This window comes from Pedococcus sp. P2_D7, from assembly GCF_056404295.1.
The window spans coordinates 37,841-62,717 of record NZ_JBFUEH010000003.1; the positions used below are offsets into that span (position 1 = coordinate 37,841).

General features: G+C 71.5%; 26 protein-coding genes and 1 tRNA gene. 12 read left to right on the forward strand and 15 right to left on the reverse strand.

Annotation, left to right across the window (positions count from 1 at the left end):
• Nucleotides 1-212: 212 nt before the first annotated feature.
• The 4 genes from AC1DWJ_RS07320 to AC1DWJ_RS07335 are packed head-to-tail and all read right to left on the reverse strand — an operon-like array spanning nt 213 to nt 4,244.
• Complete coding sequence (locus AC1DWJ_RS07320) at nt 213-1,541, reverse strand: glutamate mutase L (RefSeq protein WP_477620397.1); 1,329 nt, start codon at nt 1,539-1,541, stop codon at nt 213-215.
• A 16-nt stretch (nt 1,542-1,557) separates the two neighbouring features.
• Complete coding sequence (locus tag AC1DWJ_RS07325) at nt 1,558-2,748, reverse strand: cystathionine gamma-synthase (RefSeq protein WP_477620398.1); 1,191 nt, start codon at nt 2,746-2,748, stop codon at nt 1,558-1,560.
• A gap of 21 nt (nt 2,749-2,769) precedes the next feature.
• Nucleotides 2,770-3,234 (reverse strand): MOSC domain-containing protein, encoded by a 465-nt coding sequence (locus tag AC1DWJ_RS07330; RefSeq protein WP_457252791.1) that lies wholly within the window; start codon nt 3,232-3,234, stop codon nt 2,770-2,772.
• Nucleotides 3,231-4,244 (reverse strand): GNAT family N-acetyltransferase, encoded by a 1,014-nt coding sequence (locus tag AC1DWJ_RS07335; RefSeq protein ID WP_477620399.1) that lies wholly within the window; start codon nt 4,242-4,244, stop codon nt 3,231-3,233. The genes AC1DWJ_RS07330 and AC1DWJ_RS07335 overlap by 4 nt, the downstream gene beginning before the upstream one ends.
• A gap of 122 nt (nt 4,245-4,366) precedes the next feature.
• On the opposite strand from AC1DWJ_RS07335, the gene msrA reads away from it, so the two are divergent.
• Together msrA and AC1DWJ_RS07345 are read left to right on the forward strand one after the other, a co-directional pair.
• Nucleotides 4,367-5,089 (forward strand): peptide-methionine (S)-S-oxide reductase MsrA, encoded by a 723-nt coding sequence (msrA, locus tag AC1DWJ_RS07340; protein WP_457252828.1) that lies wholly within the window; start codon nt 4,367-4,369, stop codon nt 5,087-5,089.
• Nucleotides 5,090-5,120: 31 nt separating this feature from the next.
• Nucleotides 5,121-5,594 (forward strand): N-acetyltransferase family protein, encoded by a 474-nt coding sequence (locus tag AC1DWJ_RS07345; RefSeq protein ID WP_477620400.1) that lies wholly within the window; start codon nt 5,121-5,123, stop codon nt 5,592-5,594.
• On the opposite strand, the gene AC1DWJ_RS07350 is transcribed toward AC1DWJ_RS07345, so the two are convergent.
• Nucleotides 5,518-6,027, reverse strand: a complete 510-nt coding sequence (locus AC1DWJ_RS07350; RefSeq protein ID WP_477620401.1) for a DnaJ family domain-containing protein — start codon at nt 6,025-6,027, stop codon at nt 5,518-5,520. The two genes, AC1DWJ_RS07345 and AC1DWJ_RS07350, sit on opposite strands and share 77 nt — an antisense overlap.
• A gap of 69 nt (nt 6,028-6,096) precedes the next feature.
• Between AC1DWJ_RS07350 and AC1DWJ_RS07355 the strand changes: the two genes are divergently transcribed.
• On the forward strand, nt 6,097-6,987 hold the full coding sequence (locus tag AC1DWJ_RS07355) for a cobalamin-binding protein (RefSeq protein ID WP_477620402.1): 891 nt from the start codon (nt 6,097-6,099) through the stop codon (nt 6,985-6,987).
• A 40-nt stretch (nt 6,988-7,027) separates the two neighbouring features.
• On the opposite strand, the gene AC1DWJ_RS07360 is transcribed toward AC1DWJ_RS07355, so the two are convergent.
• On the reverse strand, nt 7,028-8,404 hold the full coding sequence (locus tag AC1DWJ_RS07360; protein WP_457252796.1) for a cystathionine beta-synthase: 1,377 nt from the start codon (nt 8,402-8,404) through the stop codon (nt 7,028-7,030).
• A 181-nt stretch (nt 8,405-8,585) separates the two neighbouring features.
• Here AC1DWJ_RS07360 and AC1DWJ_RS07365 point away from each other — a divergent pair, with 181 nt between their 5' ends.
• The 3 genes from AC1DWJ_RS07365 (at nt 8,586) to AC1DWJ_RS07375 (ending at nt 12,207) form a co-directional block, all read left to right on the forward strand.
• On the forward strand, nt 8,586-9,785 hold the full coding sequence (locus AC1DWJ_RS07365) for an SGNH/GDSL hydrolase family protein (RefSeq protein ID WP_477620403.1): 1,200 nt from the start codon (nt 8,586-8,588) through the stop codon (nt 9,783-9,785).
• A gap of 50 nt (nt 9,786-9,835) precedes the next feature.
• Nucleotides 9,836-11,059 carry an acetyl-CoA C-acetyltransferase gene (locus AC1DWJ_RS07370; RefSeq protein ID WP_477620404.1) on the forward strand — a complete coding sequence of 408 codons (1,224 nt, stop codon included), beginning with the start codon at nt 9,836-9,838 and terminating at the stop codon, nt 11,057-11,059.
• 92 nt (nt 11,060-11,151) lie between these two features.
• Nucleotides 11,152-12,207 carry a DUF695 domain-containing protein gene (locus tag AC1DWJ_RS07375; protein WP_477620405.1) on the forward strand — a complete coding sequence of 352 codons (1,056 nt, stop codon included), beginning with the start codon at nt 11,152-11,154 and terminating at the stop codon, nt 12,205-12,207.
• Between the two features lie 110 nt (nt 12,208-12,317).
• On the opposite strand, the gene AC1DWJ_RS07380 is transcribed toward AC1DWJ_RS07375, so the two are convergent.
• Nucleotides 12,318-12,575 (reverse strand): hypothetical protein, encoded by a 258-nt coding sequence (locus AC1DWJ_RS07380; protein WP_477620406.1) that lies wholly within the window; start codon nt 12,573-12,575, stop codon nt 12,318-12,320.
• 52 nt (nt 12,576-12,627) lie between these two features.
• Entirely contained in the window at nt 12,628-13,494 is an 867-nt protein-coding gene (locus tag AC1DWJ_RS07385; protein ID WP_477620407.1) for a Bax inhibitor-1/YccA family protein, read from the reverse strand.
• Nucleotides 13,495-13,654: 160 nt separating this feature from the next.
• On the opposite strand from AC1DWJ_RS07385, the gene AC1DWJ_RS07390 reads away from it, so the two are divergent.
• The gene (locus AC1DWJ_RS07390) at nt 13,655-14,773 is read left to right on the forward strand and encodes an endonuclease/exonuclease/phosphatase family protein (protein ID WP_477620408.1); all 1,119 of its coding nucleotides are present in this window, start codon (nt 13,655-13,657) and stop codon (nt 14,771-14,773) included.
• Between the two features lie 16 nt (nt 14,774-14,789).
• Here the strand turns inward: AC1DWJ_RS07390 and AC1DWJ_RS07395 are convergent.
• A tRNA-Leu gene (locus AC1DWJ_RS07395) sits at nt 14,790-14,867 on the reverse strand.
• A 110-nt stretch (nt 14,868-14,977) separates the two neighbouring features.
• On the opposite strand from AC1DWJ_RS07395, the gene AC1DWJ_RS07400 reads away from it, so the two are divergent.
• The 4 genes from AC1DWJ_RS07400 to AC1DWJ_RS07415 are packed head-to-tail and all read left to right on the forward strand — an operon-like array spanning nt 14,978 to nt 17,986.
• Nucleotides 14,978-15,751 (forward strand): prolipoprotein diacylglyceryl transferase, encoded by a 774-nt coding sequence (locus tag AC1DWJ_RS07400; RefSeq protein WP_477620409.1) that lies wholly within the window; start codon nt 14,978-14,980, stop codon nt 15,749-15,751.
• Nucleotides 15,748-17,337 carry a radical SAM protein gene (locus tag AC1DWJ_RS07405; protein ID WP_477620410.1) on the forward strand — a complete coding sequence of 530 codons (1,590 nt, stop codon included), beginning with the start codon at nt 15,748-15,750 and terminating at the stop codon, nt 17,335-17,337. Before AC1DWJ_RS07400 ends, AC1DWJ_RS07405 begins: the two co-directional genes overlap by 4 nt.
• Nucleotides 17,334-17,648 (forward strand): hypothetical protein, encoded by a 315-nt coding sequence (locus tag AC1DWJ_RS07410; protein ID WP_477620411.1) that lies wholly within the window; start codon nt 17,334-17,336, stop codon nt 17,646-17,648. The genes AC1DWJ_RS07405 and AC1DWJ_RS07410 overlap by 4 nt, the downstream gene beginning before the upstream one ends.
• 11 nt (nt 17,649-17,659) lie before the next feature.
• Nucleotides 17,660-17,986 carry a hypothetical protein gene (locus tag AC1DWJ_RS07415; RefSeq protein WP_457252806.1) on the forward strand — a complete coding sequence of 109 codons (327 nt, stop codon included), beginning with the start codon at nt 17,660-17,662 and terminating at the stop codon, nt 17,984-17,986.
• A 117-nt stretch (nt 17,987-18,103) separates the two neighbouring features.
• Here AC1DWJ_RS07415 and AC1DWJ_RS07420 read toward each other — a convergent pair whose 3' ends face one another.
• Nucleotides 18,104-18,964 carry an SDR family NAD(P)-dependent oxidoreductase gene (locus tag AC1DWJ_RS07420; RefSeq protein WP_477620412.1) on the reverse strand — a complete coding sequence of 287 codons (861 nt, stop codon included), beginning with the start codon at nt 18,962-18,964 and terminating at the stop codon, nt 18,104-18,106.
• Complete coding sequence (locus AC1DWJ_RS07425; RefSeq protein ID WP_477620413.1) at nt 18,948-20,441, reverse strand: flavin-containing monooxygenase; 1,494 nt, start codon at nt 20,439-20,441, stop codon at nt 18,948-18,950. Before AC1DWJ_RS07425 ends, AC1DWJ_RS07420 begins: the two co-directional genes overlap by 17 nt.
• A 52-nt stretch (nt 20,442-20,493) precedes the next feature.
• Between AC1DWJ_RS07425 and AC1DWJ_RS07430 the strand changes: the two genes are divergently transcribed.
• On the forward strand, nt 20,494-21,138 hold the full coding sequence (locus AC1DWJ_RS07430; RefSeq protein ID WP_477620414.1) for a TetR/AcrR family transcriptional regulator: 645 nt from the start codon (nt 20,494-20,496) through the stop codon (nt 21,136-21,138).
• Here the strand turns inward: AC1DWJ_RS07430 and AC1DWJ_RS07435 are convergent.
• The 4 genes from AC1DWJ_RS07435 to eno are packed head-to-tail and all read right to left on the reverse strand — an operon-like array spanning nt 21,121 to nt 24,689.
• Nucleotides 21,121-22,098 (reverse strand): Ppx/GppA phosphatase family protein, encoded by a 978-nt coding sequence (locus AC1DWJ_RS07435; RefSeq protein ID WP_477620599.1) that lies wholly within the window; start codon nt 22,096-22,098, stop codon nt 21,121-21,123. The genes AC1DWJ_RS07430 and AC1DWJ_RS07435 overlap by 18 nt on opposite strands.
• Nucleotides 22,099-22,114: 16 nt before the next feature.
• Nucleotides 22,115-22,630 (reverse strand): DUF501 domain-containing protein, encoded by a 516-nt coding sequence (locus AC1DWJ_RS07440; protein ID WP_457252810.1) that lies wholly within the window; start codon nt 22,628-22,630, stop codon nt 22,115-22,117.
• The gene (locus AC1DWJ_RS07445; RefSeq protein ID WP_477620415.1) at nt 22,627-23,376 is read right to left on the reverse strand and encodes an FtsB family cell division protein; all 750 of its coding nucleotides are present in this window, start codon (nt 23,374-23,376) and stop codon (nt 22,627-22,629) included. The genes AC1DWJ_RS07440 and AC1DWJ_RS07445 overlap by 4 nt, the downstream gene beginning before the upstream one ends.
• Before the next feature lie 23 nt (nt 23,377-23,399).
• Nucleotides 23,400-24,689, reverse strand: coding sequence for a phosphopyruvate hydratase (eno, locus tag AC1DWJ_RS07450; protein WP_457254512.1), 1,290 nt, complete (start codon nt 24,687-24,689; stop codon nt 23,400-23,402).
• Nucleotides 24,690-24,877: the final 188 nt, after the last annotated feature.

Genomic DNA, 24,877 nt, shown 5'->3' on the forward strand with positions numbered 1-24,877 from the left:
CTCGACCCTAGGCCGCGTGGCGGGTGGTCGACCATTCATTTTCGGCGCTCCATTCACGTTATATCGCGTTTGCACAAACACGTTGTATCGCGTTTCGACCGGGCAGCACAAGCCCCTGCGGCGTCAGGGCCGACCGACCAGGCAGAAGGGGTGGCCAGCACGGTCGAGGGAGACCTCGAACCCGCCGTCCTCTCCTCGCTCATGCCCCGACGTTAGGAGCGACCACCGACAGCGGAACCCATGACCGTCCGGGCCAGCGCGCGGGCCACGTCGGGATGCGCCGCGCGCAACAGCCCCACCGCGAAGAGCAGGTATGCCGTGTCCGTCACCAGGGCGGCGTCACGGGGGACCTTCCAGCCGCCCGCGTGGTCGCTCGCCACCGCCTGCAGCACCTCCTGCCGGCCCTCGTCGGTGGCGTGCCGCAGCACCCCGCCCGAGCCCACCACGACCCGCACGTCGGCCAGCGGTCGCGCCCCGGCCCCCGGGGCCGGCGGCCTCGCATGGCGGCGCACCGCGACCACGGCGGCCGCTCGGGCGAGTGACAGGTCGAAGGCCCACTCACGCTCGTCGGCTGGGAGGTGACCGGTGTTGCGGACCAGGCTCGCGGCGTACGCGGCAGCTCCCTCGGGCAGCGCCACGTGCTCACGGGACGCAGCCTCGACGATGCCCTCGGCGTTCCAGCGCATGCCGAGGTCGGCCTCGACGGTGCGCGCGTGCCACAGGGGGGCCACCACCTCCTTGGCCAGGCCCGAGTCCTCCCCCTGGGGGCGCAGCGCCGAGTAGACGTCGGTCGTCGCCCCACCGATGTCGACGACCATGACGTCGCCGTCGAGGTGTTCGGCCAGCACGGCGACCCCGTCGAGGACCGCGTCAGGGGTCGGCGCCTGCACCATCGCGCCGAACTCAGGACCTCGCGACAGACCCTTGCCGCCGATCACGTGCTCGAGGAAGACGCGCCGGATGGCGGCCCGCGCCGACTCGGGCGCGATCACCCCGATGGACGGGAGGACGTTGTCGGCCACGGTGAAGGAGCGGCCCGTGGCAGCCAGGGTCGCGGCGACATCCAGCTGCGCATCGGCGTTGCCGGCCACGACCACCGGCGCGCCGATCCGCGCCTTGGCGAGCCGAGATGCGTTGTGCAGCAACACTTCAGCGTTGCCGCCGTCGGTGCCCCCCACGAGCAGCACGAGGTCGGGGCGGCTGTCCCGCAGGGCCTTGACGTCGGCGCCGGAGAGCGGCCCCGACGTCACGTGGGCGACGCGCGCACCGGCGCTGAGGCCGACCCGGAACCCAGCCTGGGCCGTGACCTCGCGCTCGTACCCGACCACCGCGAGCCGCAGCCCACCTCCGGCGCTGGAGCAGGCCAGCACCTCGTCGACCGCACCGTGGCGAAGGAGCTCGTCGCGCAGCGTGCGGTAGCCGTCGAGGACGTCTGTGGCGACGGTGGTCGGCGTCGAGGCGGTCGCCACCACGACACCCTCGCCGTCGACGAGCACCGCCTTGGTGAAGGTCGACCCGAAGTCGACGCACAGCAGCTGCACGAGCGCGCCGTTCGGCTCAGCCGAGCCGGTCGAGGGCCTGCCCGAGGTCGGCGATGAGGTCCTCGACGTCCTCGATGCCGACCGACAGGCGGATCAGGTCGGCCGGCACCTCGAGCTCGGTGCCGGCGACCGACGCGTGGGTCATCCGCGCGGGGTGCTCGATGAGCGACTCCACCCCGCCGAGCGACTCACCGAGGGTCCACAGCTGGGTCTCGCCGCAGACCTTGACCGCCACGTCCTCCCCCGCCCTGACCTGGAACGAGATCATGCCGCCGAACCGCTTCATCTGGCGCTTGGCGACCTCGTGACCCGGGTGGCTCTCCAGGCCCGGGTAGTGCACCGCGCTGACGGCGGGATGGGCGGTGAGGAACTCGACCACCCGCTCGGCGTTGTCGCTGTGCTTCTCCATCCGCAGCGCCAGCGTCTTCAGCCCGCGCAGGACCAGCCAGGCGTCCATCGGTCCGGCGACCGCGCCCATCGAGTTCTGGTGGAAGGCAACGCGATCCACCGCGTCCTCGAAGCCCGGCACGCTGATGTCGTGGCCCACGACGACGGCGCCACCGACGACGTCGGAGTGGCCGCCGCAGTACTTGGTCGTCGAGTGCGTGACGATGTCGGCACCGAGGGCCAGCGGCTGCTGCAGGTAGGGCGAGGCGAACGTGTTGTCGACCACCAGCAGCGCACCGGCCGCGTGGGCGAGCTCGGCCAGGGCGGCGATGTCGGCGATGCCGAGCAACGGGTTGGTGGGCGTCTCGACCCACAGGATCTTGGTGCTGCCCGGGCGGATCGCGGCCCGCACTGCGTCGAGGTCGCCCATCGGCGCGATGGTGTGGTCGACACCCCACGTGGTCAGGACCTTGTTGAAGAGCCGGTACGTGCCGCCGTACGCGTCGCTCGGGACGACCACGTGGTCACCGGGCGTGAGGAGGGCCCGCAGCACGGTGTCCTGACCGGCCAGGCCCGACGAGAAGGCGAAGCCGCGGGCGCCCCCCTCGAGCGCCGCGAAGCACTCCTCCAGGGCGGTGCGGGTCGGGTTGGCCGAGCGGCTGTACTCGTAGCCACCGCGGAAACCACCGATCCCGTCCTGCTTGTAGGTGGACACCTGGAAGATGGGGGTGATCACCGCTCCGGTGCCTGCGTCAGGCTCCTGCCCCGCGTGGATCGCACGCGTGGAGAAGCCGTGGTCAGTGCTGTGCTGCTCCGTCATGGCGGCAAGGCTAGCCCCCGCTCAGGAGCCCTCTCGCACCACCGGGTCGCCCACCCGGATGACCCCTCCCTCGAGGATCCGGAACACCGTGCCGCCACGCGCGTGCAGCGCCTTCATGGCCCCGGGGGCGATGAGGTCGTCCATCAACCGGCACGGCGCGGCAGGGCGCACGACCTCCAGCAGGGCCTCGCCCATCCGCACCCGGGTGCCCGGCCGGCTGGGGACCGGACCGCCGGACAGGGTGACGTTGCGACGCGTCGCGCCCGGCTCGACCTCGGCCCCCAGCGCCTGGCTCGCCTCCGCCAGCGCCCCGGCCGACTGCACGGTCACGTGGCGGTGCCTGGAGCCGTGGTAGCGGTCGCCGACCAGTCCGACGCCGGCCTCGGCGACGACCGACTCCACCGGCCGCATGGGGAGCTTGGTCGCCTTGGCGACGTGGATCGAGACCACCGTGCCCAGGTCGACGTCGACCGGGTCGTCGATCACGACGTGACCACCTTCTGCCACTCGCGCATCATCGCGTCGTGGACGTAGCCGAGCGCGCGGTTGACCGCCAGCATCGGTGCGTTGTCGTCGGCGTTCCAGGTGCGCACCGACCTCGTGTCGGGCAGCTCCTGCATGAGGGCCAGCGTGCCGGCCGCCTTGAGCCGCAGCCCGAGCCGGTGGCCTCGGTGCTCGCGCGTCACCAGCGTGTCCTGCTGGAAGCCCACCACCGGGTTCGCGCGGGGCACCTGCACCTGGGTGTAGCCGACCAGCTCACCGGTGGCCTCGACCACGGCGAAGGTGTCCACCACGCGCCGGCCCATGGCCGCGATCCGCTGGTACTCCGTGCGCACCCGCTCCTCGTCCCAGCGCTCCTCCTCGAGCTGGAGGTCGCCCATCGGGATGTCGGTGCTCATCCGTCGGCTCAGCTCCGCCCGCCCCGCCAGCCAGGCCTCCGGTATGCCGTCCCAGCAGGTCTGCACGACGTACCCGTCCGCGTCGTCCCCCTCCAGGGCGGCTTCCAGCCGGTCCCGGTCCGCGGGCAGGAGAAGTGAGCTGCGCAGCACGGTCTGCGCGCCGGCATACCCACGACGTGCGGCGAACTCCTCGCCGCTCTCGTCGCGCGCACCCACCAGCCACTGGGTCTCGGTGAGGAGGACGGTGCGGTCGTGGTCGCGAGCCGTTGACTCGACCTGCTCGAGCAGCGCGGTGCCCACCCCGCCTCGGCGGTGGTCGGGGTGGACGATGACCATGACCAGGGCCTGCGAGAGGTTGTCGTGCTGCGGCATCGTCAGGGCCGCCGAGCCGACCACGGCGCCCGACCTGTCGACGGCCGCCCAGCAGATCCGTCGCCGGTCGGTGCTGCGCCCCATCTCGCGGAGCTCCTCGACCGAGTGGGCACTGTGGTCCGGCCCGAACTGGTGGCGGCCGTCCGCGACGAGCACCCCCGCCCAGTCGTCGAACAGCTGCCGTTGCGCGTCGTCGGGGTCCTCGACCAGGGTGATGGTGACCATGGGTCCACCTTCGCCGAGCGAACAGGGGGAAGCCAGCGAGTTTGGCGAAGCGGCCGGGGCGTCATCCCGCCGTAAGGTCCGGCCGGAACAGTCGTGCGACGGCCTGCGTTGGACCAGTCGTGATATTCGGATCGCGCGCCAAGACCACCCTGCCCACCGCCGAGAACGCCCTGCGCGGACGCGAGACGCGTCCGTTCCACATCGCCGACGAGCACGTCGTCCTGCACACGCCGCTCGAGGGCCCCTGGCCCGAGGACACCGAGGTGCTCTACCTCGCGATGGGTTGCTTCTGGGGCGCCGAACGCATCTTCTGGCGGCTCCCGGGGGTCGTCACGACGGCCGCGGGCTACATGGGCGGCCTCACCCCGAACCCCACCTACGAGGAGACCTGCACCGGCCTGACCGGTCACGCCGAGGCCGTGCTGGTCGCCTACGACCCGGAGCAGACCAGCCCCGAGCTGCTGCTCAAGGAGTTCTGGGAGAACCACGACCCGACGCAGGGCAACCGGCAGGGCAACGACATCGGCACGGCCTACCGGTCGGCGATCTACTGGACCACCCCCGACCAGGAGCGCGCCGCCGAGGCGACCCGTGAGGCGTTCCAGAAGGTGTTGACCGACAACGGTTTCGGCACGATCACGACCGAGCTGCGCTCAGCCGGGGATGCCGGCACGTTCTACTACGCCGAGGACTACCACCAGCAGTACCTCTACAAGAACCCCGGCGGCTACTGCAACCACGGGCCCAACGGCATGACCTGCCCGGTGGGGATCGTGAAGCAGGACCAGCTGCCGAGCCAGGAGAGCGTCCTGCGCGTCAACGACTCGAGCGACCTCGGCGGCTGAGACCGTCAGCGTCAGGTCATAGGGTCGTCGCGTGGTCATCCGCGAGGCAGTCGAGTCGGACCTGCCGGCCTTCGCAGTCATCTTCCGTGAGGTCGTCGATGCCGGCGAGACCTACGCCTACCCCGACGACCTGACCGACGCCCAGATCCACGACCTGTGGTTCGAGTCGCCCTCTGGGCGGACGGTCGTCGCCGTGGAGCAGGACGGCAGCCTGCTCGGCAGTGCGAAGATGGGCCCGAACCGCCCGGGGCGTGGCTCGCACGTCGGCACCGCGAGCTTCATGGTGGCATCGGCGGCCCGGGGCAAGGGGGTGGGCCGCACCCTCGCCGAGGACGTGGTGGCGTGGCACCGGGACCAGGGCTATGCGGCGATCCAGTTCAACGCCGTGGTGGCCGTGCGCCTCTGGCAGGACCTCGGCTTCAGGATCCTCACGACAGTCCCAGGAGCCTTCGAATCCAGGACGCACGGCCGGGTCGGCCTGCACGTGATGCTGCTGGAGCTGTGAGGTCGGCGGTCCCTCCGGAGGCGGAGGCTCTCGTGGCTTCGCGCAGCTCACGCCACTGCTCGACCAGGTCGTCGACGTCGACCAGCGGCGCCCAGATCGGGAAGCTCGCCCCGACGCCTGGACGCAGGCGGTCCGTCTTCACGCGGTGGTTGTAGTCCTCGAGCACGGCCCGGACGCTCGCCTCGGTGCGCAGGTCGAGCAGCGACCCCGGGAAGGTGGCCGCCTCCTTGCGCAGCGCGAACGGCGGGGACAGCGCTCCGGACAGGTCGAGGTGCTCCCGCTCGGCCAGCTGCTTGACCCACCAGTCCGGGTCGTCCCGCTCCGGGTCGCCGAGGCTGCGCAGCGGCTTCCCGGTCCCGGGCAGGTTGTCGAACTCCCCGCGTTCCTGCGCCTCACGGATGGCGCGTTCCACCGGAGATTCCCAGTTCTCCATGGTGTCAACCTAACCCGCGCACCCAAGGCTGCGGTATGCCGCGGGACGGGCCCCGCGTATGGTCGCGGCATGCGGATCGTGTCCCTGTTGCCCTCGACGACGGAGATCCTGTTCGCGCTCGGCGCCGGCGACCAGGTCGTGGGCGTCACCTTCGAGTGCGACACCCCGGCCGAGGCCCGTGAGCGCACCATCGTCTCCACGACCGCCATCCCCGAGGGCCTCTCGGCGAGCGACATCGACGCGTTCGTCAGCAAGGCCATGGCAGCGGGAGAAGACCTCTACCACCTCGACGCCGGAGCCCTCGGAGCTCTGGACGCCGACCTCGTGGTCACCCAGGACCTGTGCGCCGTCTGCGCCGTGGACGTCTCCGTCGTCGACGACGCGCTGGCCTACCTCGGCTGCCGCGCCGAGGTCCTCACCATCGACCCCCACACCCTCGACGAGGTGATCGGCTCGATCACCACGCTGGGGTGCGCGACCGGCACCGCCGAGCGCGCGGCTGCCGTCGTGGCCGAGCTCCACGACCGCCTGTATGCCGTGGAGTCGGCCGTGCGCGCCACCTCCCGCCCGCGCGCGCTGGTGCTGGAGTGGACCGACCCGGCCTTCGCGCCCGGCCACTGGGTGCCGGAGATGGTCACCCGGGCCGGGGGCACCAACGCGCTCGGGACCGCCGGCGAGAAGTCGGTGCGCGTCACCTGGGAAGCAGTGCGCGACAGCGCCCCCGAGGTGATCGTGTGTGCGCCGTGCGGCTACGACCTCGAGGGCTCGACGGCGTTGGCACGCAAGGCGATCGATGACGGGGAGCTGCCCGACGGCATACCCGTGTGGGCGGTCGACGCGAACGCCAGCTTCGCCCGCCCCGGACCTCGCCTCGTCGACGGGGTCGAGGCCTTGGCCGGCATCCTGCACCCGGACGCGGCGCAGCCGCCGCGCCCGGACATGGCGCGACGGCTGCGGTGACCGACGCGCTGCGCCGGTCGGTGTCTGGTCGACGAATCCCTTAGTCCACCAAGGCGATCAGCAGGTCGGCGCGGGTCAGCACCCCGACCGGCTTGCCGTCCTCGACCACCATGATCGCGTCGTGCTTCTCGAGCTCGTGGCGAGCCGCGGTGACAGCCTCACCGGCGCCGACCAGGGGCAGCGCCGGCTCCATGTGCTTGTCGACCGAGTCGGTGAGGTGCGCACTGCCGTTGAACAGCGCCTCGAGCAGGGCGCGCTCGCTGACCGAGCCGGCGACCTCGCCCGCCATCACGGGCGGCTCGGCCTTGACGACCGGCATCTGCGAGACGGAGTACTCGTGGAGGATCTCGATGGCGTCGCGGACCGTCTCGGTCGGGTGCGTGTGGACGAGCGCGGGGATGTCGCCGGCCTTGCGGTGCAACACCTCGCCGACCGTCGTCTCGGTGTGGGTGTGCATGAAGCCGTAGGAGTTCATCCAGTCGTCGTTGAAGATCTTCGACATGTAGCCACGACCGCTGTCGGGCAGCAGCACGACGACGACGGCATCGGCCGGCAGGTCCTTGGCCGCCCGCAGCGCGGCGACGACCGCCATGCCGCAGGAGCCGCCCACGAGCAGGCCCTCCTCCTTGGCGAGGCGGCGGGTCATCTCGAAGGAGTCTGCGTCGCTGACCGCGATGACCTCGTCGACCACGGCCGGGTCGTAGGCGGTCGGCCAGAAGTCTTCTCCGACGCCCTCGACGAGGTAGGGGCGACCGGTGCCACCGGAGTAGACCGAGCCCTCCGGGTCGGCGCCGATGATGCGCACGCGTCCACCGTCGCGCGCCTCCGAGACCTCGCGCAGGTAGCGGCCGGTGCCGGTGATGGTGCCTCCGGTGCCGACGCCCGCGACGAAGTGCGTGACCCTGCCGTCGGTGTCGTCCCACACCTCCGGGCCGGTCGACTCGTAGTGCGAGGCGGGACCGTTCTGGTTGGCGTACTGGTTGGGCTTCCACGCGCCGTCGATCTCACGGACCAGGCGGTCGGACGTCTCGTAGTAGGAGTCCGGGTGGTCGGGCGCCACGGCGGTCGGGCAGACCACGACCTCCGCGCCGTAGGCCTTGAGGACGTCGCGCTTGTCCTGGCTCACCTTGTCGGGGCAGACGAAGACGCACTTGTAGCCCTTGCGCTGGGCCACCAGGGCCAGTCCGACCCCGGTGTTGCCGGAGGTCGGCTCGACGATGGTGCCGCCCGGCTTGAGCTCGCCGGAGGCCTCGGCCGCCTCGATCATCTTCAGCGCGATGCGGTCCTTCACCGACCCGCCCGGGTTCATGTACTCCACCTTGGCGAGGATCGTGGCCGCGATCCCCTCGGTGACCGAGTTCAGCTTGACGAGGGGCGTGTTCCCGACGAGGTCGGCGATGTGCTCTGCGTACTTCACCCCGCCATCCTCTCAGATGCTGGACAGGCCCTCGGACCGCCCGGCGGGCCGGTCGGCGGGCTCTCCGCCAACTGGGGGATGCCAAGCACACGCCCCGGTCGCACCATCGAGGGGGAGGGGGATCACCATGTCAGCATCGAGCGTTACCGTCAGAGGGACCACGGACGAGAGGGGCTGGCCCATGAGCCGGGCACGACGGGCCCGCAAGATCGCCGCCACCGCCGCTTACGGTGGGGGCGGCCTCGCTGCGGGCATCGGTGCGCTCGGCGCGCTCGGCTACGGCGTGCTCAAGGCCGAGGCGAAGGTGGCCCGCCGCATCGTGGGCCAGCCGTTCGACGGCTCCCCCGACGACAACGGGATCTACGGTGCCGGCGTGGGCGACCCGGTCGAGCTCGTCGTCCTGGGCGACTCATCGGCCGCGGGGATGGGTGCCGACCACCGCTACCAGACAGTCGGCGCGATCATCGCCAACGGCGTCTCCGCCCTCACCGGTCGCCCGGTCCGCCTCACCAACACCGCCGTCGTCGGAGCCGAGTCCTCAGGGCTCGAGCTCCAGCTCGTCAACGCCCTCGACCAGGTGGCGCGACCGCACGTCGCGATCATCATGGTCGGGGCCAACGACGTGACCCATCGCATCAACAAGGCCATCGCCGTGCGCCACCTCGAGACCACGGTCCGGGCGCTGCGGGCCCTCGACACCGAGGTCGTCGTGGGCACCTGCCCCGACCTCGGCACGATCCAGCCGATCCCCCAGCCGCTGCGCCTCATTGGGCGTCGGTGGTCCCGCGACATGGCCGCGGCCCAGACCGTCGCCGTGGTCGAGGCGGGTGGCCGCACCGTGTCGCTCGGCGACCTGCTGGGCCCCGAGTTCGCGGAGCGGCCGCACGAGATGTTCAGCGCTGACCGGTTCCACCCCTCCCCTGCCGGCTACGCCCGGGCGGCCGCCGCGCTGCTGCCGAGCGTCTACGCCGCTCTCGGGGTCCGGATCGGCGAGCCGAGCGAGGAGCGCGCTCCCGACACCCGCCGTGGTGAGGGCGTGGGCCCGGTCGCCGTCGCCGCCCAGTACGCGGTCCGCGACCCCGGCACCGAGGTCTCCGCGACGAAGATCGCTGGCCAGGCCCGCGGCCCCCGCGGTCGCTGGGCAGTGCTGCTGCGCCGACCGCACGATGCCGTGCCCGACCGCCAGGCCGAGTCCCACCAGGCCGAGTCCCACCGGGTCGACGACAGTGGGCTGCCGCCTGGCCCCGACGGTGCCGCTGGTGCGGCAGGTGCGGCAGGTGCGGTCGGTCGAGCTGGGACCGGCCGAGCCGACGCCCGCGCCGACGAGAGCAACGCCACAGTCGCAGACCCAGCCGCACGGCATACCATCGAGGCTGACTAAGCGGCCGCTTATCTCGCGGCCCCTCGCAGCTGTTGCATGAGGAGGACCCCGTGACCGAAGCAGTCATCGTCTCGACCGCCCGCACGCCCATCGGGCGCGCGTTCAAGGGCTCGCTGAAGGAGATGCGTCCCGACGACCTGTCGGTGCAGGTGATCTCGGCGGCGCTGGCCAAGATCCCCGAGCTCGACCCCACGCTGGTCGAGGACCTCTACTGGGGCTGCGCCGAGCCGTCCGGCCGCCACGGGTCCAACATGGCCCGCGTCGTGGCCGTGCTCGCCGGGTTCGACGGGCTGCCCGGCTCGACCATCAACCGGTTCTGCGCCTCGTCCGTGCAGACCACGCGGATGGCCTACCACGCGATCAAGGCCGGCGAGGGCGACATCTTCGTCTCCGGCGGCGTCGAGTGCGTCTCGCAGTACACCAACTGGGCTGGTGCCGGTGGTTCCTCCGGTGACGACCAGAACCCCAAGTTCGCCGGCTCCGCAGCCCGCAGCGAGCAGATCGCCAAGAGCAACGAGACCTGGGCCGACCCGCGCCAGGAGGGCCTGCTGCCCGACGTCTACCTGTCGATGGGGCAGACCGCCGAGAACGTCGCCACCCTGCGGGGCATCTCCCGGGAGCGCCAGGACGAGTGGGGCGTCTCGTCGCAGAACCGCGCCGAGAAGGCGATCGCCGACGGCTTCTTCGAGCGCGAGATCGCCCCGGTCACGCTCGGCGACGGCACGGTCGTCAGCAAGGACGACGGCCCGCGAGCCGGCGTGACGCTGGAGGCACTCCAGGGCCTCAACCCGGTCTTCCGCGAGCAGGGCACGATCACCGCCGGCAACTGCTGCCCGCTCAACGACGGTGCTGCGGCCGTGGTGGTCATGAGCGACACCAGGGCCAAGGAGCTCGGGCTCACCCCGCTGGCGCGCGTGGTGTCCACCGGTGTCTCTGGTCTCTCCCCCGAGATCATGGGCCTCGGGCCGGTCGAGGCCTCGCGGCAGGCGCTGGCCCGGGCCGGCATGACGATCGGCGACCTGGACCTCTACGAGATCAACGAGGCCTTTGCCGCGCAGGTGCTGCCGTCCGCCGACGACCTCGGCATGGACTTCGACAAGCTCAACGTGCACGGTGGCGCCATCGCCCTCGGCCACCCCTTTGGCTCGACCGGGGCGCGGATCACGACGACCCTGCTCAACGGCCTCGCGGCCCGCGATGGGCAGTTCGGCCTGGAGACGATGTGTGTCGGTGGCGGCCAGGGCATGGCCATCATCTACGAGCGCCTGAGCTGAGCGGAGCGTCGAGAGGCCCGAAACCGACCCCGGCACCCCGCCGGATCCACGGTTTCGGGCCTCTCGTCTGCCTGCGCCCGCAAGACTGGCCCATGGGGATCTTCAGCCGCAGGAAGGGCCGTGACGACCGGGACGGGCACGGCTCGCAAGAGTCGGTGACCGGTTTCTGGGACTGGTGGGCCACCGAGGGCCGCGCCCTCGCCGATGCCAGCATCGCGGGCAGCCCCCATGACGACCTGGTCGCCGCGATGAGCCACCGCGTCTCAGCCGTGCACCCCGGGCTGGCGTGGGAGCTCAGCCCGGGTCGCGAGGCGGAGCACTGCCTGGTGGTCAGTCCTGAGGGAGATGCGGCGCTTCGCGGCGCGGCCCGTCGGTGGGTCAAGGGCGCCCCCGCTGCGGACGCCACGTGGGAGTTCGCGGACTCGCGCCAGGCCAACCGCGAGCCCGAGTCGATGACGCTCGAGGTGGGCGGCCAGACCATCTCGTTCGCAGACCTCGTGCTGGGCGCTCGACGGGAGGGATCCAGGGTCGACGTGTCCGTGCACCACCCCGCGTTCGCATCGCTCGATGAACGCGCACGGGTCACCATCACCTTCCTCGCCCTCGACACCGCATTGGGCGAGACCGGCGTCGAGCTCTGGGTCGGCGAGGTGACGCCCTCTGTCGTACCGCCTCTGGACGGGTTCGGGTTGGCCGGGCTGCGGGCGGTCGTCCGCGACCTCGAGGCCGAGTCCACCGACGAGGACGGCCAGCCACACTGGGCGATCCTCAACGGCGAGGGCGAGGGCGGTCCGGTGTTGGCGATGGCCCAGATCCCACTCCACTCCGCCACGGCGCCCGACCTCGACACCCACGCCGCGGTCGCCGTCCCCTACACCGACCAGACCGAGTCGGGCCTGCCCGGCCAGGACGCGTTGACCGAGCTCCGAACCCTCGAGGACGCGATCAACCAGGCGCTCGGCGACAGCGGCCGGGTGGTGGCCCACCAGTCCCACGCGGGGGTGCGGCTGCTGCACGTCTACGTCGACTCCACCGCTGACGACGCCGTACCGTCGCTCGCGGCGGTGTGCGACCCATGGCCGCAGGACGTCCGGATCAGGGTCACTCCGGACCCCGGGTGGACGAACGTGGCCCACCTGCGCACCTGAGCGTCAGCCGGGACGGCGCTGCGGCGACGCCCAGTCATGCAAAAGGCGAGTTAGCGCCGCCAGCCCTGGCGCTAACTCGCCTTTTGCATGGCTTGGCTCCGGGAGGGCGGTCAGGCCAGCTCGCGGCGCAGGTCTGCCAGGCGCGTGGTCAGGTCGTCCGACGCTGCGCCGCCCGCTGCGCAGACGTCGTAGACGAGGACGGTCAGCTGGTCCATGAGGACGGCCGGCCCCAGGTCCGGGACAGTGGCGGGCGACCCGTGCGCGGAGGTCACGGCAGCGCGCTCGGCCAGGTCGTCGAGCAGACCGCGGACGGTCGGCGCACATGACAGCGCGTGGTCCAGCGGCAGCTGTTGCCACCGCCGGACCACGCGTTGCAGTTCGGCCGAAACCTCCTGCGGAACAGGCGATCTCGGGGTCACGCTAGTTGCTGCGCAGACGCCCGAGCAGACGCAGGATCTCGAGGTAGAGCCACACGATGGTGACGATGAGGCCGTGGGCGAGCAGCCAGGAGTACTTCTCCGGGGCGCCTGCCGCGATGGCCCGGTCGATCGAGTCGAAGTCGACCGCGAGCATCGCAGCGGCCAGACCGATGGCGAAGAGCGAGATGCCGATGCCGAGGGCGCCGGTCCCGCCGATGCCGAAGGCGTGGTTGCCGATCCAGGCGTAGGCGAGGTTGATGAGCGAGAAGATGGTGTAGCCGATGACCGCCATGGTGACGATCCGACGGAACTTGGCCGTCACCTTGATGAGCCCGGTCTTGTAGGCCAACAGCGTGCCTGCGAACACCGAAAGCGTAGCGATCACGGCCTGCGCGACGATGCCACGGAAGACGTCGGTCTGCTCCGGCGGGTCGAACGCGAGGCTGTAGTAGTTGCTGATGGCGCCGACGAACAGCCCCTCGACGACCGCATACGTGACGATGAGCGGCACGCTGATGGTCTTCTTGAACGCAATGACCAGACCGAGCACCAGGGTGACCGCGATGCCGCCGAGGATGAGGCCGATGCCGTAGCTCGGGGTGAGCCGCCACCCCACCACGGCCATGACCAGCACGATGGCGAACAGGCCAGTCGTCTTCATCACGACGTCGTCGATGGTGAGGCGCTTGGTCTGGACCGGCCCGGCGGAGGGCTGGTTGTAGAGGTCCTGGAGCTGCTGGCTGGTCATGCCGTCGGTGGACGCCATGCCGGCCGTCGGCTGCTGGGCGGGCGCACCGCTGCGACCGAACCCGGCATAGCCCTGGCGGGACTCCTTCTCGATCCGGTCGAACACCGGGTTGCTGGCCATGCTGTCTCCTTGGAGGCGTAGGGCGGCCCTGCGGTCGGCCGCTCACCCCAGACTACGTGCGGAACCGGGGTGAAAGTTCCCGGGCCACCCTCCTGTGGATGGCGAAGACGACCCCCGCTGTCCACTGGTGCGCCGGCGTCGGGCGCGGGACTCTGGTGTCGTGAGGATCGCGAGCTTCAACGTCGAGAACCTGTTCGACCGCGCCCGGCTGCTCGCGGCCGACGACTGGTCGACGCACCGGACCCTCCTCGACACCTACGCCAAGCTGACCCGCACCCTCCAGCACGCGGCATACTCGGCGACCGACAAGGCCAACATCGTGAAGTGGCTGGTCGCGCTGGGTCTGGACAAGGCCGACAGCGGGACGTACGTCATCCTCCGCCAGAACCGGGGCCGCCTCATCACCAGGCCGAAAGCCGGCGGCATGGTCGTCGTGGCGGACGGTCGGCCCGACTGGGTCGGGTGGCTCGAGCTGAAGACCCAGGCCGTGACCGAGCTCGCGGTCCGGCACACCGCGCAGGTCGTCCACGACGTCGCGGCCGACGTGCTCGGGGTCGTGGAGGCGGAGAGCCGGATCGCGTTGCAGCGCTTCAACGTCGACCTGCTGCGCCCGATCAGCGATCGCATCTACGGCCACATCATGCTCATCGACGGCAACGACGACCGCGGCATCGACGTGGGGGTCATGACCCGCGGCGACCACGTGATCGAGCGGATCGTCAGCCACGTCGACGACGCCGACCTCGCCGGGCCCATCTTCGGCCGCGACTGCCCCGAGTACACCGTCACCCTGCCGAGCGGCGCGACGCTGCTGGTGATGGTCAACCACTTCAAGTCCAAGGGCTACGGCAGCGCGAGCGACTCCAACCGGCGACGTCAGCGACAGGCCGAACGGGTGGCCGAGATCTACCGGGCTCGTCGCGCAGAGGGCGTCGCGAACATCGTCGTCCTCGGCGACCTCAACGACACCCCCGACTCGGGGCCCCTGGCCCCCCTGCTCGTGGGCTCGGCGGCGGCACCCACCGACCTGCGGGACATCGCCACCCACCCGAGCTTCGACGACGGCGGGTGGCCGGGCACCTACACGACGGGTCGGGCCGGCAACAAGATCGACTACATCCTCTGCTCCCCGGCCGTCTTCGCCGCGGTCACGGCGTCCGGAATCTTCCGCAAGGGGGTGTGGACCGCCTCCGGTCGCTGGGAGATGTACCCGACGCTCACGCGCGAGCAGGACGCCGCCTCGGACCACGCCGCGATCTGGGCCGACGTCGACCTCTGACCACGACCCAGCGCACTGGTGCCCCCGACGGGGGTCGAACCCGCACCTGTGGCGATTTTAAGTCGCCTGCCTCTGCCAGTTGGGCCACGGGGGCGGGCCAAGTATGCCGCGGAGCCGCCCCATCCGTGCCACCCTTCAGTCGGGTGTGGCAGCCCGCGCCATGACGCGTGCCGGCACCCACGACCTCGGAAGGGAGGGGTGTCGGTGGTTCCCACGGTGTTCGGGGTGGACGCCCACGCGGTGTTCGTCGCGCTCGGCGTCCTGACGGCCCTCGCGGTGTTCGCGGTCGAGGCCCGTCGGCGCGGGACGACGGACGAGCGCCTGCTCATCGTGGTCACCGGAGGCCTCGTGGGCGGAGCGGTGTTCATGCGGCTCGGCACGTGGCTCCAGCACCTCGACCTGCGCCAGAACGCCTCCCTCACGGAGCAGTGGGCCTACGGCAACCGCAGCATCCTCGGCGGCCTGGTCGGGGCGTGGGCCGGCGTGCACATCGCCAAGCGCCTCAGTGGCTACCGGCCCCGCACCGGTGACCTCTTCGCGCCGGCGGTCGCACTGGGCATGGCCGTGGGCCGGGTCGGCTGCCTGCTCACCGAGCGTCCCGGCAGCCCCACCGGGACGTCGTGGGGGATCACCCTCGACGACGCTGCCGCCGCGCGCACGGGCGCGCCGGCCGGCATACCCCTGCACCCGTCGTTCGTCTACGAGATCGTCTTCCACGCCGCGGCCTTCGCCGTCATCTGGTGGTGGCTCCGCCACCGCCGCGTGCCGAGCGGTGAGCTGCTGGTCTGGTACCTCGGCGCCTATGGCGTCGCCCGCTTCTTCCTCGAGTACGTCAGGGGCAACGAGGTCGCCTGGCTGGGGCTGACCCGGCCGCAGCTCTTCCTCGCCGTGACCGTGCCGTGGATCCTCGCGCGGGTGGCGGTGCAAGCGCGTCGCGGCGCCTACCGCGGGCTGCGGCACGAGACAGTGGTCGTGTGAGCACCCGCACCGGACCCGGTATGCCGCTGCGTGGCGACCGCATCCACCGTTACGTCAACGCCTTCTGCCCCCTGTGCCACGAGGAGCGGCCCGACCGCCCCCTCACGGAGGTGCACCGACTGTCCGGGTGGCTCGTGGAGCGCGAGGGTCGGATCTGGCTCGAGCGCGGGTGTGCGTCCCACGGCCTGGTGCGCACCCTCTACGACGAGTCGCCCGAGATCCTGAGCTACCTCGAGCAGTGGACCGCCCCCACCAAGGTGCACACGCCCGACCTGGCCGGGAACTTCGCGCCGGTGCCGGCTGCCTACGCCGACGGTCTGCCCGAGATGCAGACCCAGCACACCTGCATCCTGCTCGAGGACCTGCTCGACCACTGCAACCTCAAGTGCCCGACCTGCTTCGCCGCCTCGGCGCCGGCCCTCGCGTCGGTCGTGCCGCTCGACCAGGTGCTGGCCTCGGTCGACGCCCGGCTGTCGCGGGAGAACGGCCGGATCGACGTGCTCATGCTCAGCGGGGGCGAGCCGACCCTGTACCCGTGGCTGCCCGAGCTGCTCGACGCCGTGGCGACCCGGCCCATCGTGCGGGTCCTGGTCAACACCAACGGGATCGCCATCGCCAAGGACGACGCGCTGCTCGACCTCCTGCGCAGGCACCGCGACCGGGTCGAGGTCTACCTGCAGTACGACGGCGAGTCGGCGCAGGCCTCCATCCACCACCGGGGTGCCGACATCCGCCGGTTCAAGGAGCAGGCGATCGACCGCCTGTCGGGCGCCGGAATCTTCACCACCCTGACGATGACCGCCGCACTGGGCGTGAACGACGACGAGATCGGGTTCGTGGTCAAGCGCGCCCTCGACACCCCCTACGTCGGCGGCGTGACGATCCAGCCGGTGTTCGGCTCCGGCCGCAGCGCCGGCATCGACCCCCACGACCGGCTCACCCACACCGGCGTCCTCGCCCGGCTCGACGGGCAGACTGCCGGGCAGGTGACCTGGCGCGACCTGACCGCCCTGCCCTGCTCGCACCCGCACTGCTGCTCGGTGGGCTACCTCCTTCGTGACGACTCCGGGAGCTGGCGCTCGCTGGTCTCGCTCGTCGGCCCCGAGCGGCTCAAGCAGTGGCTCGACCTCGAGCCCGACGTGCTCGCCAACCGCATCGCCGACGACGCCCTTCCCGCATCGCTGCGATCAGCCGTCAAGCAGTCACTGCTCGACCTGCTGTCGGAGCAGTCGTCGCTGTCGCACCCGTCGATGGCCGGGATCTGGCGCGACGTCTGCAGTGGGTGCGACCTGGGCATCGGCACCCTCGCGACCCTGGCCGCCGGTCGACTCCCCGGCCAGCGCGAGAAGCTCCGCTCCCTGCTGGGCGAGCGCGTCCTGCGGATCACCGTGAAGCCGTTCATGGACATGAACACGATGATCGAGGAGCGCCTGACCCAGTGCTGCGTCCACGTGGCCACGGTGAGCGACGACGGCGGCCACCAGTGCGCACCGTTCTGTGCAGTGCAGGCCTGGGCACCCCTGTCGCGGCAACGGATCTCGACTGCCGTCGGCCTCCCGCTCACCTCGACCAGGGCTACGCCATGACCGGCCCGGACCCGCGCCAGGTGGCGCCGCCGCACGCCGCGCAGGGCGACGCGCAGGGCGATCACGGGCCGACGGCCCCCTACGACCCGCTGCGACTGTGCGTCTTCGCCACCATCGCACTGCTGGGGTGGGTCCTGGGACCAGTGGCGCTGCTCGGGTTCGCGGTCCTCGCCATCGTCGGCTACGCCAAGGCACGGCGGGGTGGGCTGCTGCGCTCGCGCTGCAAGCTCGGCGACACCCGCCTGGTCCTGCTCTACCTCACCGTGCTCGCCGCGGCGGCGTGCATCGGCATCTATGCCTGGATCGACTGAGGGGAACGCTCATGACACAGCCGGCTCGGCGACGGGGACGCTCCAACGTCGCGAAGTTCTGGATCGGGGTGGCCCTGTGCATCCCCGCGCTGTTCCTCGTGGGTGGGCTGGAGTCCCTCCCCACAGTCGTCGGCAATGCGGTCAACCTCCCGAACGAGCTCAGCACCATCGCGACCCTGGGGCTCAACGTCGGGCTGCTGGCGGCGTTCATCGTCGGCCTCGTGCGCGAGAGCACGCGCTTCATCATGGTGGGCATGCTCGCCGGGCTGGCGATCGTGTTCGTCCTCGCGGCCGGGGCGTGCGTCGTGCTGTTGGTCGGGCTCAGCAACCCCAACTGACCCGTCGTGCCCCCGTCCTCGAGATTTGGGGCCAACTGGCCCCCTTTCCAGGCGATCTGCGCGACGTGGCCTGGAAAGGGGGCCAGTTGGCCGACTTTCCACGGGGACCGCGCGAACTCATCGCCGCCCGGCCTTGGCAGCCCTGGCGGCGGACCTCTGGTTGAGCCGACGGTGACCGGTCGCCTGCCCCTGGATGACCGCCCGCGCCACCGGCGGCGCATAGCGCACCAGGCGCCACATGAAGTGTGCGAGGAGCCCCACCGGGATGACTGCCTTGTTCGCGGCGAGGCCGTCGACTGCCGCCTTCGCGGTTTGCTCCGCCGTGAGGAACTTCGGTTGCATCAGCCGGACCCGGGCCCGGACGCTGCTGCCCCCGAAGCTGTCGGGCGCGGCATACACGTCGTCGAGCAGCGGGGTGTCGACGAAGCCGGGGCACAGCACGCTCACCTGCACGCCCTGGCTCGCCGCCTCCGCGCGCAGCGCCGTCGAGAGCCCCACCACGGCGTGCTTGGTGGTCGTGTAGGGCAACATCGCCGGGGCCGGGATCAGGCCCGCGAGCGAGGCGGTGTTGAGGATGTGACCGCTGCCCTGCGGGCGCATCACCTCGTATGCCGCCGTGACCCCGTTGATCACGCCGCGCAGGTTCACGTCGAGCGCCTTGGCCCAGTGCCGCTCGTCGAGCTCCTCGAGCAGGCCCCCGATCGCGACGCCGGCGTTGTTGACCATCACGTCGAGGCGACCGTGCTCGGCGGCAACCTTCCTGACCAGGGCGGTGACGGCTGCCGCGTCCGCGACGTCGAGCGTGGCTGCGCTGGCCAGCGGGCCCAGCTCGCCGGCGGCCCGGACCGCCCCGGCGCCGTCGAGGTCGGCGACCACGACGTGGCTGCCGCGGGCGACGAGCTCAGCGGCGATGGCACGGCCGATTCCTGAGGCAGCCCCCGTGACGATCGATACCTTGGGCTCAAATGCCTTGCGCATCAACGGATTCCTTCGCTGGGGAGTGGAGGCTGACTGTTTCGAACTGGGAGTCGTCCACCGTGCGGGTGCGGAGCCAGTAGCCGAGGGTCGAGCCCGGCCACAGGGCGGTGTTGTTGCCGAACCGGTCGAGGTACCAGCTGCGGCACCCGGTGGCCCAGATCGTGTGACGGGAGCGCCGCACCATCTCGCGGGTGAAGGCGTCCTGGGCCTGTCGGGTGGTGACCCGGGGACCAGCCGCGCCCCGGTCGAACGCCTTGAGCACGTAGTCGCTGGCGAACTCGATCATCGTGACGACGCTGTTGTGGCCGAGCCCGGTGTTGGGTCCGAGCAGGAGGTAGAGCTCGGGGAAGCCCGCCACGGTGATGCCGAGGTTGGTGTGCATCCCCTCGCTCCAGGCGTCGGCGAGGGTGCGTCCGCCGAGACCGCGGACGTCGATGCGGTCGGTGCTGCCACTCACGTCGAAACCCGTCCCGAGGACGAGCACGTCCACCTCGTGCCGCGTGCCGTCGGCCGTGACGACCGCGTCGGGCTCGACCCGCACGATCGGGTCGGTCACGAGGCTGACGTCGGGGCGGGCGAAGGTCGGCCAGTAGTCGTTGGACAGCAGGATCCGCTTGCAGCCGATCCGGTAGTCGGGCGTCAGCGCGGCCCGCGTCACCGGGTCGGGGACTGCCGCAGCCAGCTCGCGCAGGGCGATCCGCTCGACGAACCGCGCCAGCCCCGGGAGCCGGACGAACAACGGGGCCCTGGCCTCCAGCGACCAGTAGGTCCGCCAGCGCACCAGCCGCTGCAGGGTCGGCCAGCGCGCGAAGAGGCGTTGCCGCGTGGGGCTCCACTCCTGGTCGTGCTTGGTCATCGTCCAGGCCGCGGTCCGCTGGAAGACGGTGGTGTGGGCTGCGACGGGCGCGGCCTCGGGGACCAGCTGCACGGCACTCGCCCCGGTGCCGACGACGCCGACCCGCCGACCCGCCAGCTCGGTCCCCTCGGGCCACCTGGCGGTGTGCGCCAGCTCGCCGGCGAAGGACTCGAGCCCCTCCAGATCGGGGAGCTTCGGCTCGTGCAGGGCTCCGACGCCGAGGACCACGGCGTCGCAGGTCCACTGGCGACCGTCGCCGGCGGTCAGGGTCCAGCGACCGGTCGACTCGTCGAACTCCGCCGCGCGCAGGTCGGCGCCGAACTCGATCCGGTCGCGCACGGCATACCGGTCGGCGACCTGGCGCAGGTAGGACCAGATCTCGCCGGCCGTCGCGAAGTCGCGGGACCACCTCGGGAACTGGGCGAAGGAGAAGGAGTAGAGCCGCGACGGGACGTCGCAGGCGCAGCCCGGGTAGCGGTTGTCGCGCCACGTGCCACCGACCTCGTCGGCCTTCTCCAGGACGACGTAGTCGTGGTCGCCGCGCTGGGCGAGGCGGATCGCCAGGCCGAGCCCGGAGAACCCGGTGCCGACGATGACCACCCGGTGGTGAGGTGTCGCCATGGCGCCAACTTACCATCAGTAAGTTTGGTCGCCGCCACGGTAGAGTTGCCGCGTGCCGCCGAGTCCCCAGCCGCCCATCGCCACTCCCGTGCCGCGCGTGCGGATGCCGCGTGCCCAGCGCGAGGAGCAGATCCTGCGCATCGCCGAGGAGGTCTTCGCGGAGCGGGGATTCCAGGCGACCACGATGGAGGACATCGCCGAGCGGGTAGGAGTCACCAAGCCCCTGATCTACGAGTACTTCGGCTCCAAGGAGGGCCTGCTCTCCGCCTGCATCACCCGGGCGCGCACCCAGCTGCGGGTGGCGACCGAGGCGGCCTGGCAGGACGTCGGCGCCGACGCACCGCTCGAGGTGGTGTTCCGCGCCGGGGTCCGCGCGTTCTTCGAGTTCATCGACGAGCACGCCAACGCGTTCGTCCTCATCCAGCAGGAGGGGGCGGTCGCCTCGCAGGCCAGTCCGCTCATCGAGAGCATCCGCGAGCAGCAGTCCGCGGCGACCATGGCCACCTTCCGCAAGGCGCCTGCCCTCGCGGGGGTGCCCGACCGGCTGCTCGAGGGCTACGTCGAGGTCATCATCGGCGCGTGCGAGCGGGTCGCCGTGTGGCGCACCCGGCGACCCGGGGTCTCGACGCAGGAGGCGACCGACGTCGTCGTGTCGACGGTGTGGACCGGGCTCGACGCCCTACTCCCCCGCCGCTGAGTCCGGCGGCGTCGCTGACGCTGCCGCCGAGAGCGCGATCCCGTCGAGGATGTCGTGCTCCGACGTGATGACCCGGTGCACGCCCAGACCGGCCAGCCTGCGCACCACCTCGTGCCAGATCAGTGCCCCTGCCCCGATGACGTCGACCCGGCCCGGGTGCATGAACCCCAGCGCCGCCCGCTCCGCGCGGGTCAGGTGCAGCAACGACTGACAGGCCGCCAGGACCTGGTCGGAGTCCAGCTCGGTGAGGTGGATCCGCTGCGGGTCGTAGGCGGCCAACCCGAGCGCGTGGGCGGTGATCGTCGTGACGCTGCCGGCCAGCCCGACCAGCGCCCCGACCCCCGCGAAGTCGACCACCTCGGCAGCACTGTCGATCGCAGCATCGATGTCGCGCACTGCTGCCGCGATCTCGGTGTCGGTCGGCGGATCCGACCGCAGGTGCCGCTCGGTCATCCGCACGCAGCCGATGTCGACCGAGCGCGCAGCCTCGACCGAGTCGGTGCCGCGGACGAACTCCGTCGAGCCACCACCGAGGTCCACCACCAGATACGGACCGGGTATGCCGCGTGCCCGCAGCTCGCCCGTGGCCCCCCGGAACGAGAGCGCGGCCTCCTCGTCACCCGAGATGACCTCGGGCGCGATCCCGTAGTGGGAGAAGGCTTCCCGCACGCCGACCACGAACTCGTCGGCGTTCGCCGCGTCTCGTGACGCGGAGGTGGCCACGAAGCGCACCCGCTCCGCGCCCAGCTCACGGCACTGCGCGGCATACTCACGGGCCATCGCCAGCGTGCGCTCCATGGCGACGGGGTCGATCCGGCCGGTGCGGTCGACGCCGTAGCCGAGCCGCACCACCTCCATGCGACGCGCGACGTCGACGAGGGTGCCGCGGTCCGGGTCGACGTCGGCGACCAGGAGGCGGATCGAGTTCGTGCCGCAGTCGACTGCAGCGACGCGGGTCACCGCACCCATGACGCGCTCACTCCTCGCCATCGGCGGCCGGAGCAGCCACGCAGGAGCCCGACGCCCACCAGTCGTCGAGCAGGGCCAGGGACTCGTCGCCGAGGGGGTTCACGCCGGGGCCGACGGCCAGCGAGTGGCCGACCAGCACGTGGAGGCACTTGACGCGGGTGGGCATGCCACCGGCGGAGATGCCCTCGATCTCCTCGACCTGGCCCAGCTCGGCGCGACGCGTCAGGTAGTCCTCGTGGGCCGCGGCGTAGGCGGCCGCGAGGTCGGGATCGTCGGCGAGGCGGTCGCTCATCTCCTTCATCAGCCCGGTGGACTCGAGCGTCGAGATCGCGCCGGTCAGCTTGGGGCAGGTCGCGTAGAAGGTCGTGGGGAACGGCGTGCCGTCGGGGAGGCGCGGCTCGGTCTTGAGCACGTCGGGGTGGCCGCAGGGGCAGCGGTGGGCCACGGCGGCCACGCCCCGCGGGACGCGACCGAGCTGGGCCTGCACCGCGTCGAGGTCGGCCTGGGTCGGCTGGTCGCTCACTTGGCCGGGGTGCCGGAGGTCGTGCCGGAGGTCGCACCGGTCGCGGCCGGGCCGGCGTCGGCGACCTGCACCGACTCCCAGAGCTGGCCGTACCACGGGTGGTCGCTCGAGGCCGCTGGCGCCGTGGCCACCCCGGGCAGCGCCTTGGCCGAGGGCTTGCCGTCGATCACGGTGTAGGACTTCTCGCCGACCTTGACGAACTTGAGCCGCTCGCGCGCCTGCTGCATCACGTAGGCGTCGTCGTGCCAGCGGGCCTGCTCCTTCTGCAGGTCGCTCACGCCCTGGCGCTGCTGGCTGACCTGGCCGCGCAGGGCGTCGATCTCGCCCTGCTGGCGCAGGTAGGACCGCAGGGTCGGGACCAGGGTGACCGCGAGGAGCACGAAGATCGAGGCGAGCACCACCACGCGCATCACCCCGCGGGAGCTGCGCCGCTCGGGCGGGAGCGGCGAGCCGGCCACCTTGCGGGCCGTACCCGAGGCGGTGGCGCGGGAGCGACCCGGGCCGGCTCCCGGTCGGGCCGACGCCCCCCGCGCCGTGCCGGGTCGCCCGGTGCCGGCGCGAGGGGTGGTCGACCGGGGCGCCGTGGTGGACCGGGTCGAGCTGCCGCGGGACGTCCCGGCGCGGGCGGTCCCGGCGCGCGGGGTCCCAGCGCGCGGGGTCCCGGCGCGCTCGGTCCCGGCGCGGGGCGCGCTGGACCGCCGGACCGGCTTGTCCTGCCCGTCCGTGCCGTGTCCCGAGTCGGCCATCGTCAGTCCCTGCCTGCCCGCCGTCAGGCCTGTGCCGAGAACCGCGGGAAGGCGCCGGCGCCGGCGTAGACCGCGGCGTCGTCGAGCTCCTCCTCGATGCGCAGCAGCTGGTTGTACTTGGCGACCCGCTCGGACCGGGCGGGCGCGCCGGTCTTGATCTGCCCGCAGTTGGTCGCGACGGCGAGGTCGGCGATGGTGACGTCCTCGGTCTCTCCCGAGCGGTGGCTCATCATGCAGCGGTAGCCACTGCGGTGGGCCAGGTCGACGGCGTCGAGGGTCTCGGTCAGCGAACCGATCTGGTTGACCTTGACCAGGAGGGCGTTGGCGGTGCCCGACTCGATGCCGCGCAGCAGGCGCACCGGGTTCGTGACGAACAGGTCGTCACCGACGAGCTGCACCCGGTCGCCGAGGCGGTCGGTCATGGCCTTCCAGCCGTCCCAGTCCTCCTCGTCGAGGGGGTCCTCGATGGACACCAGCGGGTAGGAGTCGACGAGGTCGGCGTAGTAGTCGACCATCTCGGCCGAGGACTTGGCGGCGCCCTCGAACTGGTAGGTGCCGTCCTCGTTGTGGAACTCACTGGCAGCGACGTCGAGGGCCAGCGCGATCTGGGTGCCGGCCTGGTAGCCGGCCTTCTCGATCGCCTCGAGGATGAGGTCGAGGGCCGCGCGGTTCGACTCGAGGTTGGGGGCGAAGCCACCCTCGTCGCCGAGGCCAGTGGCCAGGCCGCGCTCCTTCAGCACGCCCTTGAGCGCGTGGTAGACCTCGGCGCCCCAGCGCAACGCCTCGCGGAAGGTCTCGGCGCCGATCGGCGCGATCATGAACTCCTGCACGTCGACGTTTGAGTCGGCGTGGCTGCCGCCGTTGAGGATGTTCATCATCGGCACGGGCAGGACGTGGGCGTTGGGTCCGCCGAGGTAACGGAACAGCGGCAGGCCGGCCGACTCCGCAGCGGCCTTGGCGACCGCGAGCGAGACGCCGAGGATGGCGTTGGCGCCGAGCTTGCCCTTGTTGTCGGTGCCGTCGAGGCCGAGCATGACTCCGTCGATGAGGCGCTGCTCGCTGGCCTCGTAGCCGACGAGCTTGGGGTTGATCTCGTCGAGGACAGCGTCCACCGCCTGCTCGACACCCTTGCCGAGGTAGCGGTTCTTGTCGCCGTCACGACGCTCGACCGCCTCGAAGGCACCAGTCGAGGCACCGGAGGGAACGGCGGCGCGGGCGATGGTGCCGTCATCCAGCGCCACCTCGACCTCCACCGTCGGGTTGCCGCGCGAGTCGAGGATCTCGCGAGCGCCTACTGCGTCAATGGTGGCCACAGAATTCTCCATCGGATTGCTGAACAGACGGTGCCGGACAGATACGAACCGAGGCTACCCGCCCGCACCCCGCCCAGCGACGACCGACCCGCACCGTGGACGCACCCCGTGGAGCCGGCCCCGCGGCATACCTCACCTTTATCGGGTCAAGGGACTTTGTTGCGCTTCACCCGACAACGCAAGTCGGG

What these genes read in the sequence shown, in the direction of transcription:
- AC1DWJ_RS07325 (WP_477620398.1), bottom strand. Translation starts at nt 2,748, where the DNA reads ATGACGGAGCAGCACAGCACTGACCACGGCTTCTCCACGCGTGCGATC.
- AC1DWJ_RS07335 (WP_477620399.1), bottom strand. Translation starts at nt 4,244, where the DNA reads ATGGTCACCATCACCCTGGTCGAGGACCCCGACGACGCGCAACGGCAG.
- AC1DWJ_RS07350 (WP_477620401.1), bottom strand. Translation starts at nt 6,027, where the DNA reads ATGGAGAACTGGGAATCTCCGGTGGAACGCGCCATCCGTGAGGCGCAG.
- AC1DWJ_RS07355 (WP_477620402.1), top strand. Translation starts at nt 6,097, where the DNA reads ATGCGGATCGTGTCCCTGTTGCCCTCGACGACGGAGATCCTGTTCGCG.
- AC1DWJ_RS07365 (WP_477620403.1), top strand. Translation starts at nt 8,586, where the DNA reads ATGAGCCGGGCACGACGGGCCCGCAAGATCGCCGCCACCGCCGCTTAC.
- AC1DWJ_RS07375 (WP_477620405.1), top strand. Translation starts at nt 11,152, where the DNA reads ATGGGGATCTTCAGCCGCAGGAAGGGCCGTGACGACCGGGACGGGCAC.
- AC1DWJ_RS07385 (WP_477620407.1), bottom strand. Translation starts at nt 13,494, where the DNA reads ATGGCCAGCAACCCGGTGTTCGACCGGATCGAGAAGGAGTCCCGCCAG.
- AC1DWJ_RS07410 (WP_477620411.1), top strand. Translation starts at nt 17,334, where the DNA reads ATGACCGGCCCGGACCCGCGCCAGGTGGCGCCGCCGCACGCCGCGCAG.
- AC1DWJ_RS07415 (WP_457252806.1), top strand. Translation starts at nt 17,660, where the DNA reads ATGACACAGCCGGCTCGGCGACGGGGACGCTCCAACGTCGCGAAGTTC.
- AC1DWJ_RS07420 (WP_477620412.1), bottom strand. Translation starts at nt 18,964, where the DNA reads ATGCGCAAGGCATTTGAGCCCAAGGTATCGATCGTCACGGGGGCTGCC.
- AC1DWJ_RS07425 (WP_477620413.1), bottom strand. Translation starts at nt 20,441, where the DNA reads ATGGCGACACCTCACCACCGGGTGGTCATCGTCGGCACCGGGTTCTCC.
- AC1DWJ_RS07445 (WP_477620415.1), bottom strand. Translation starts at nt 23,376, where the DNA reads ATGGCCGACTCGGGACACGGCACGGACGGGCAGGACAAGCCGGTCCGG.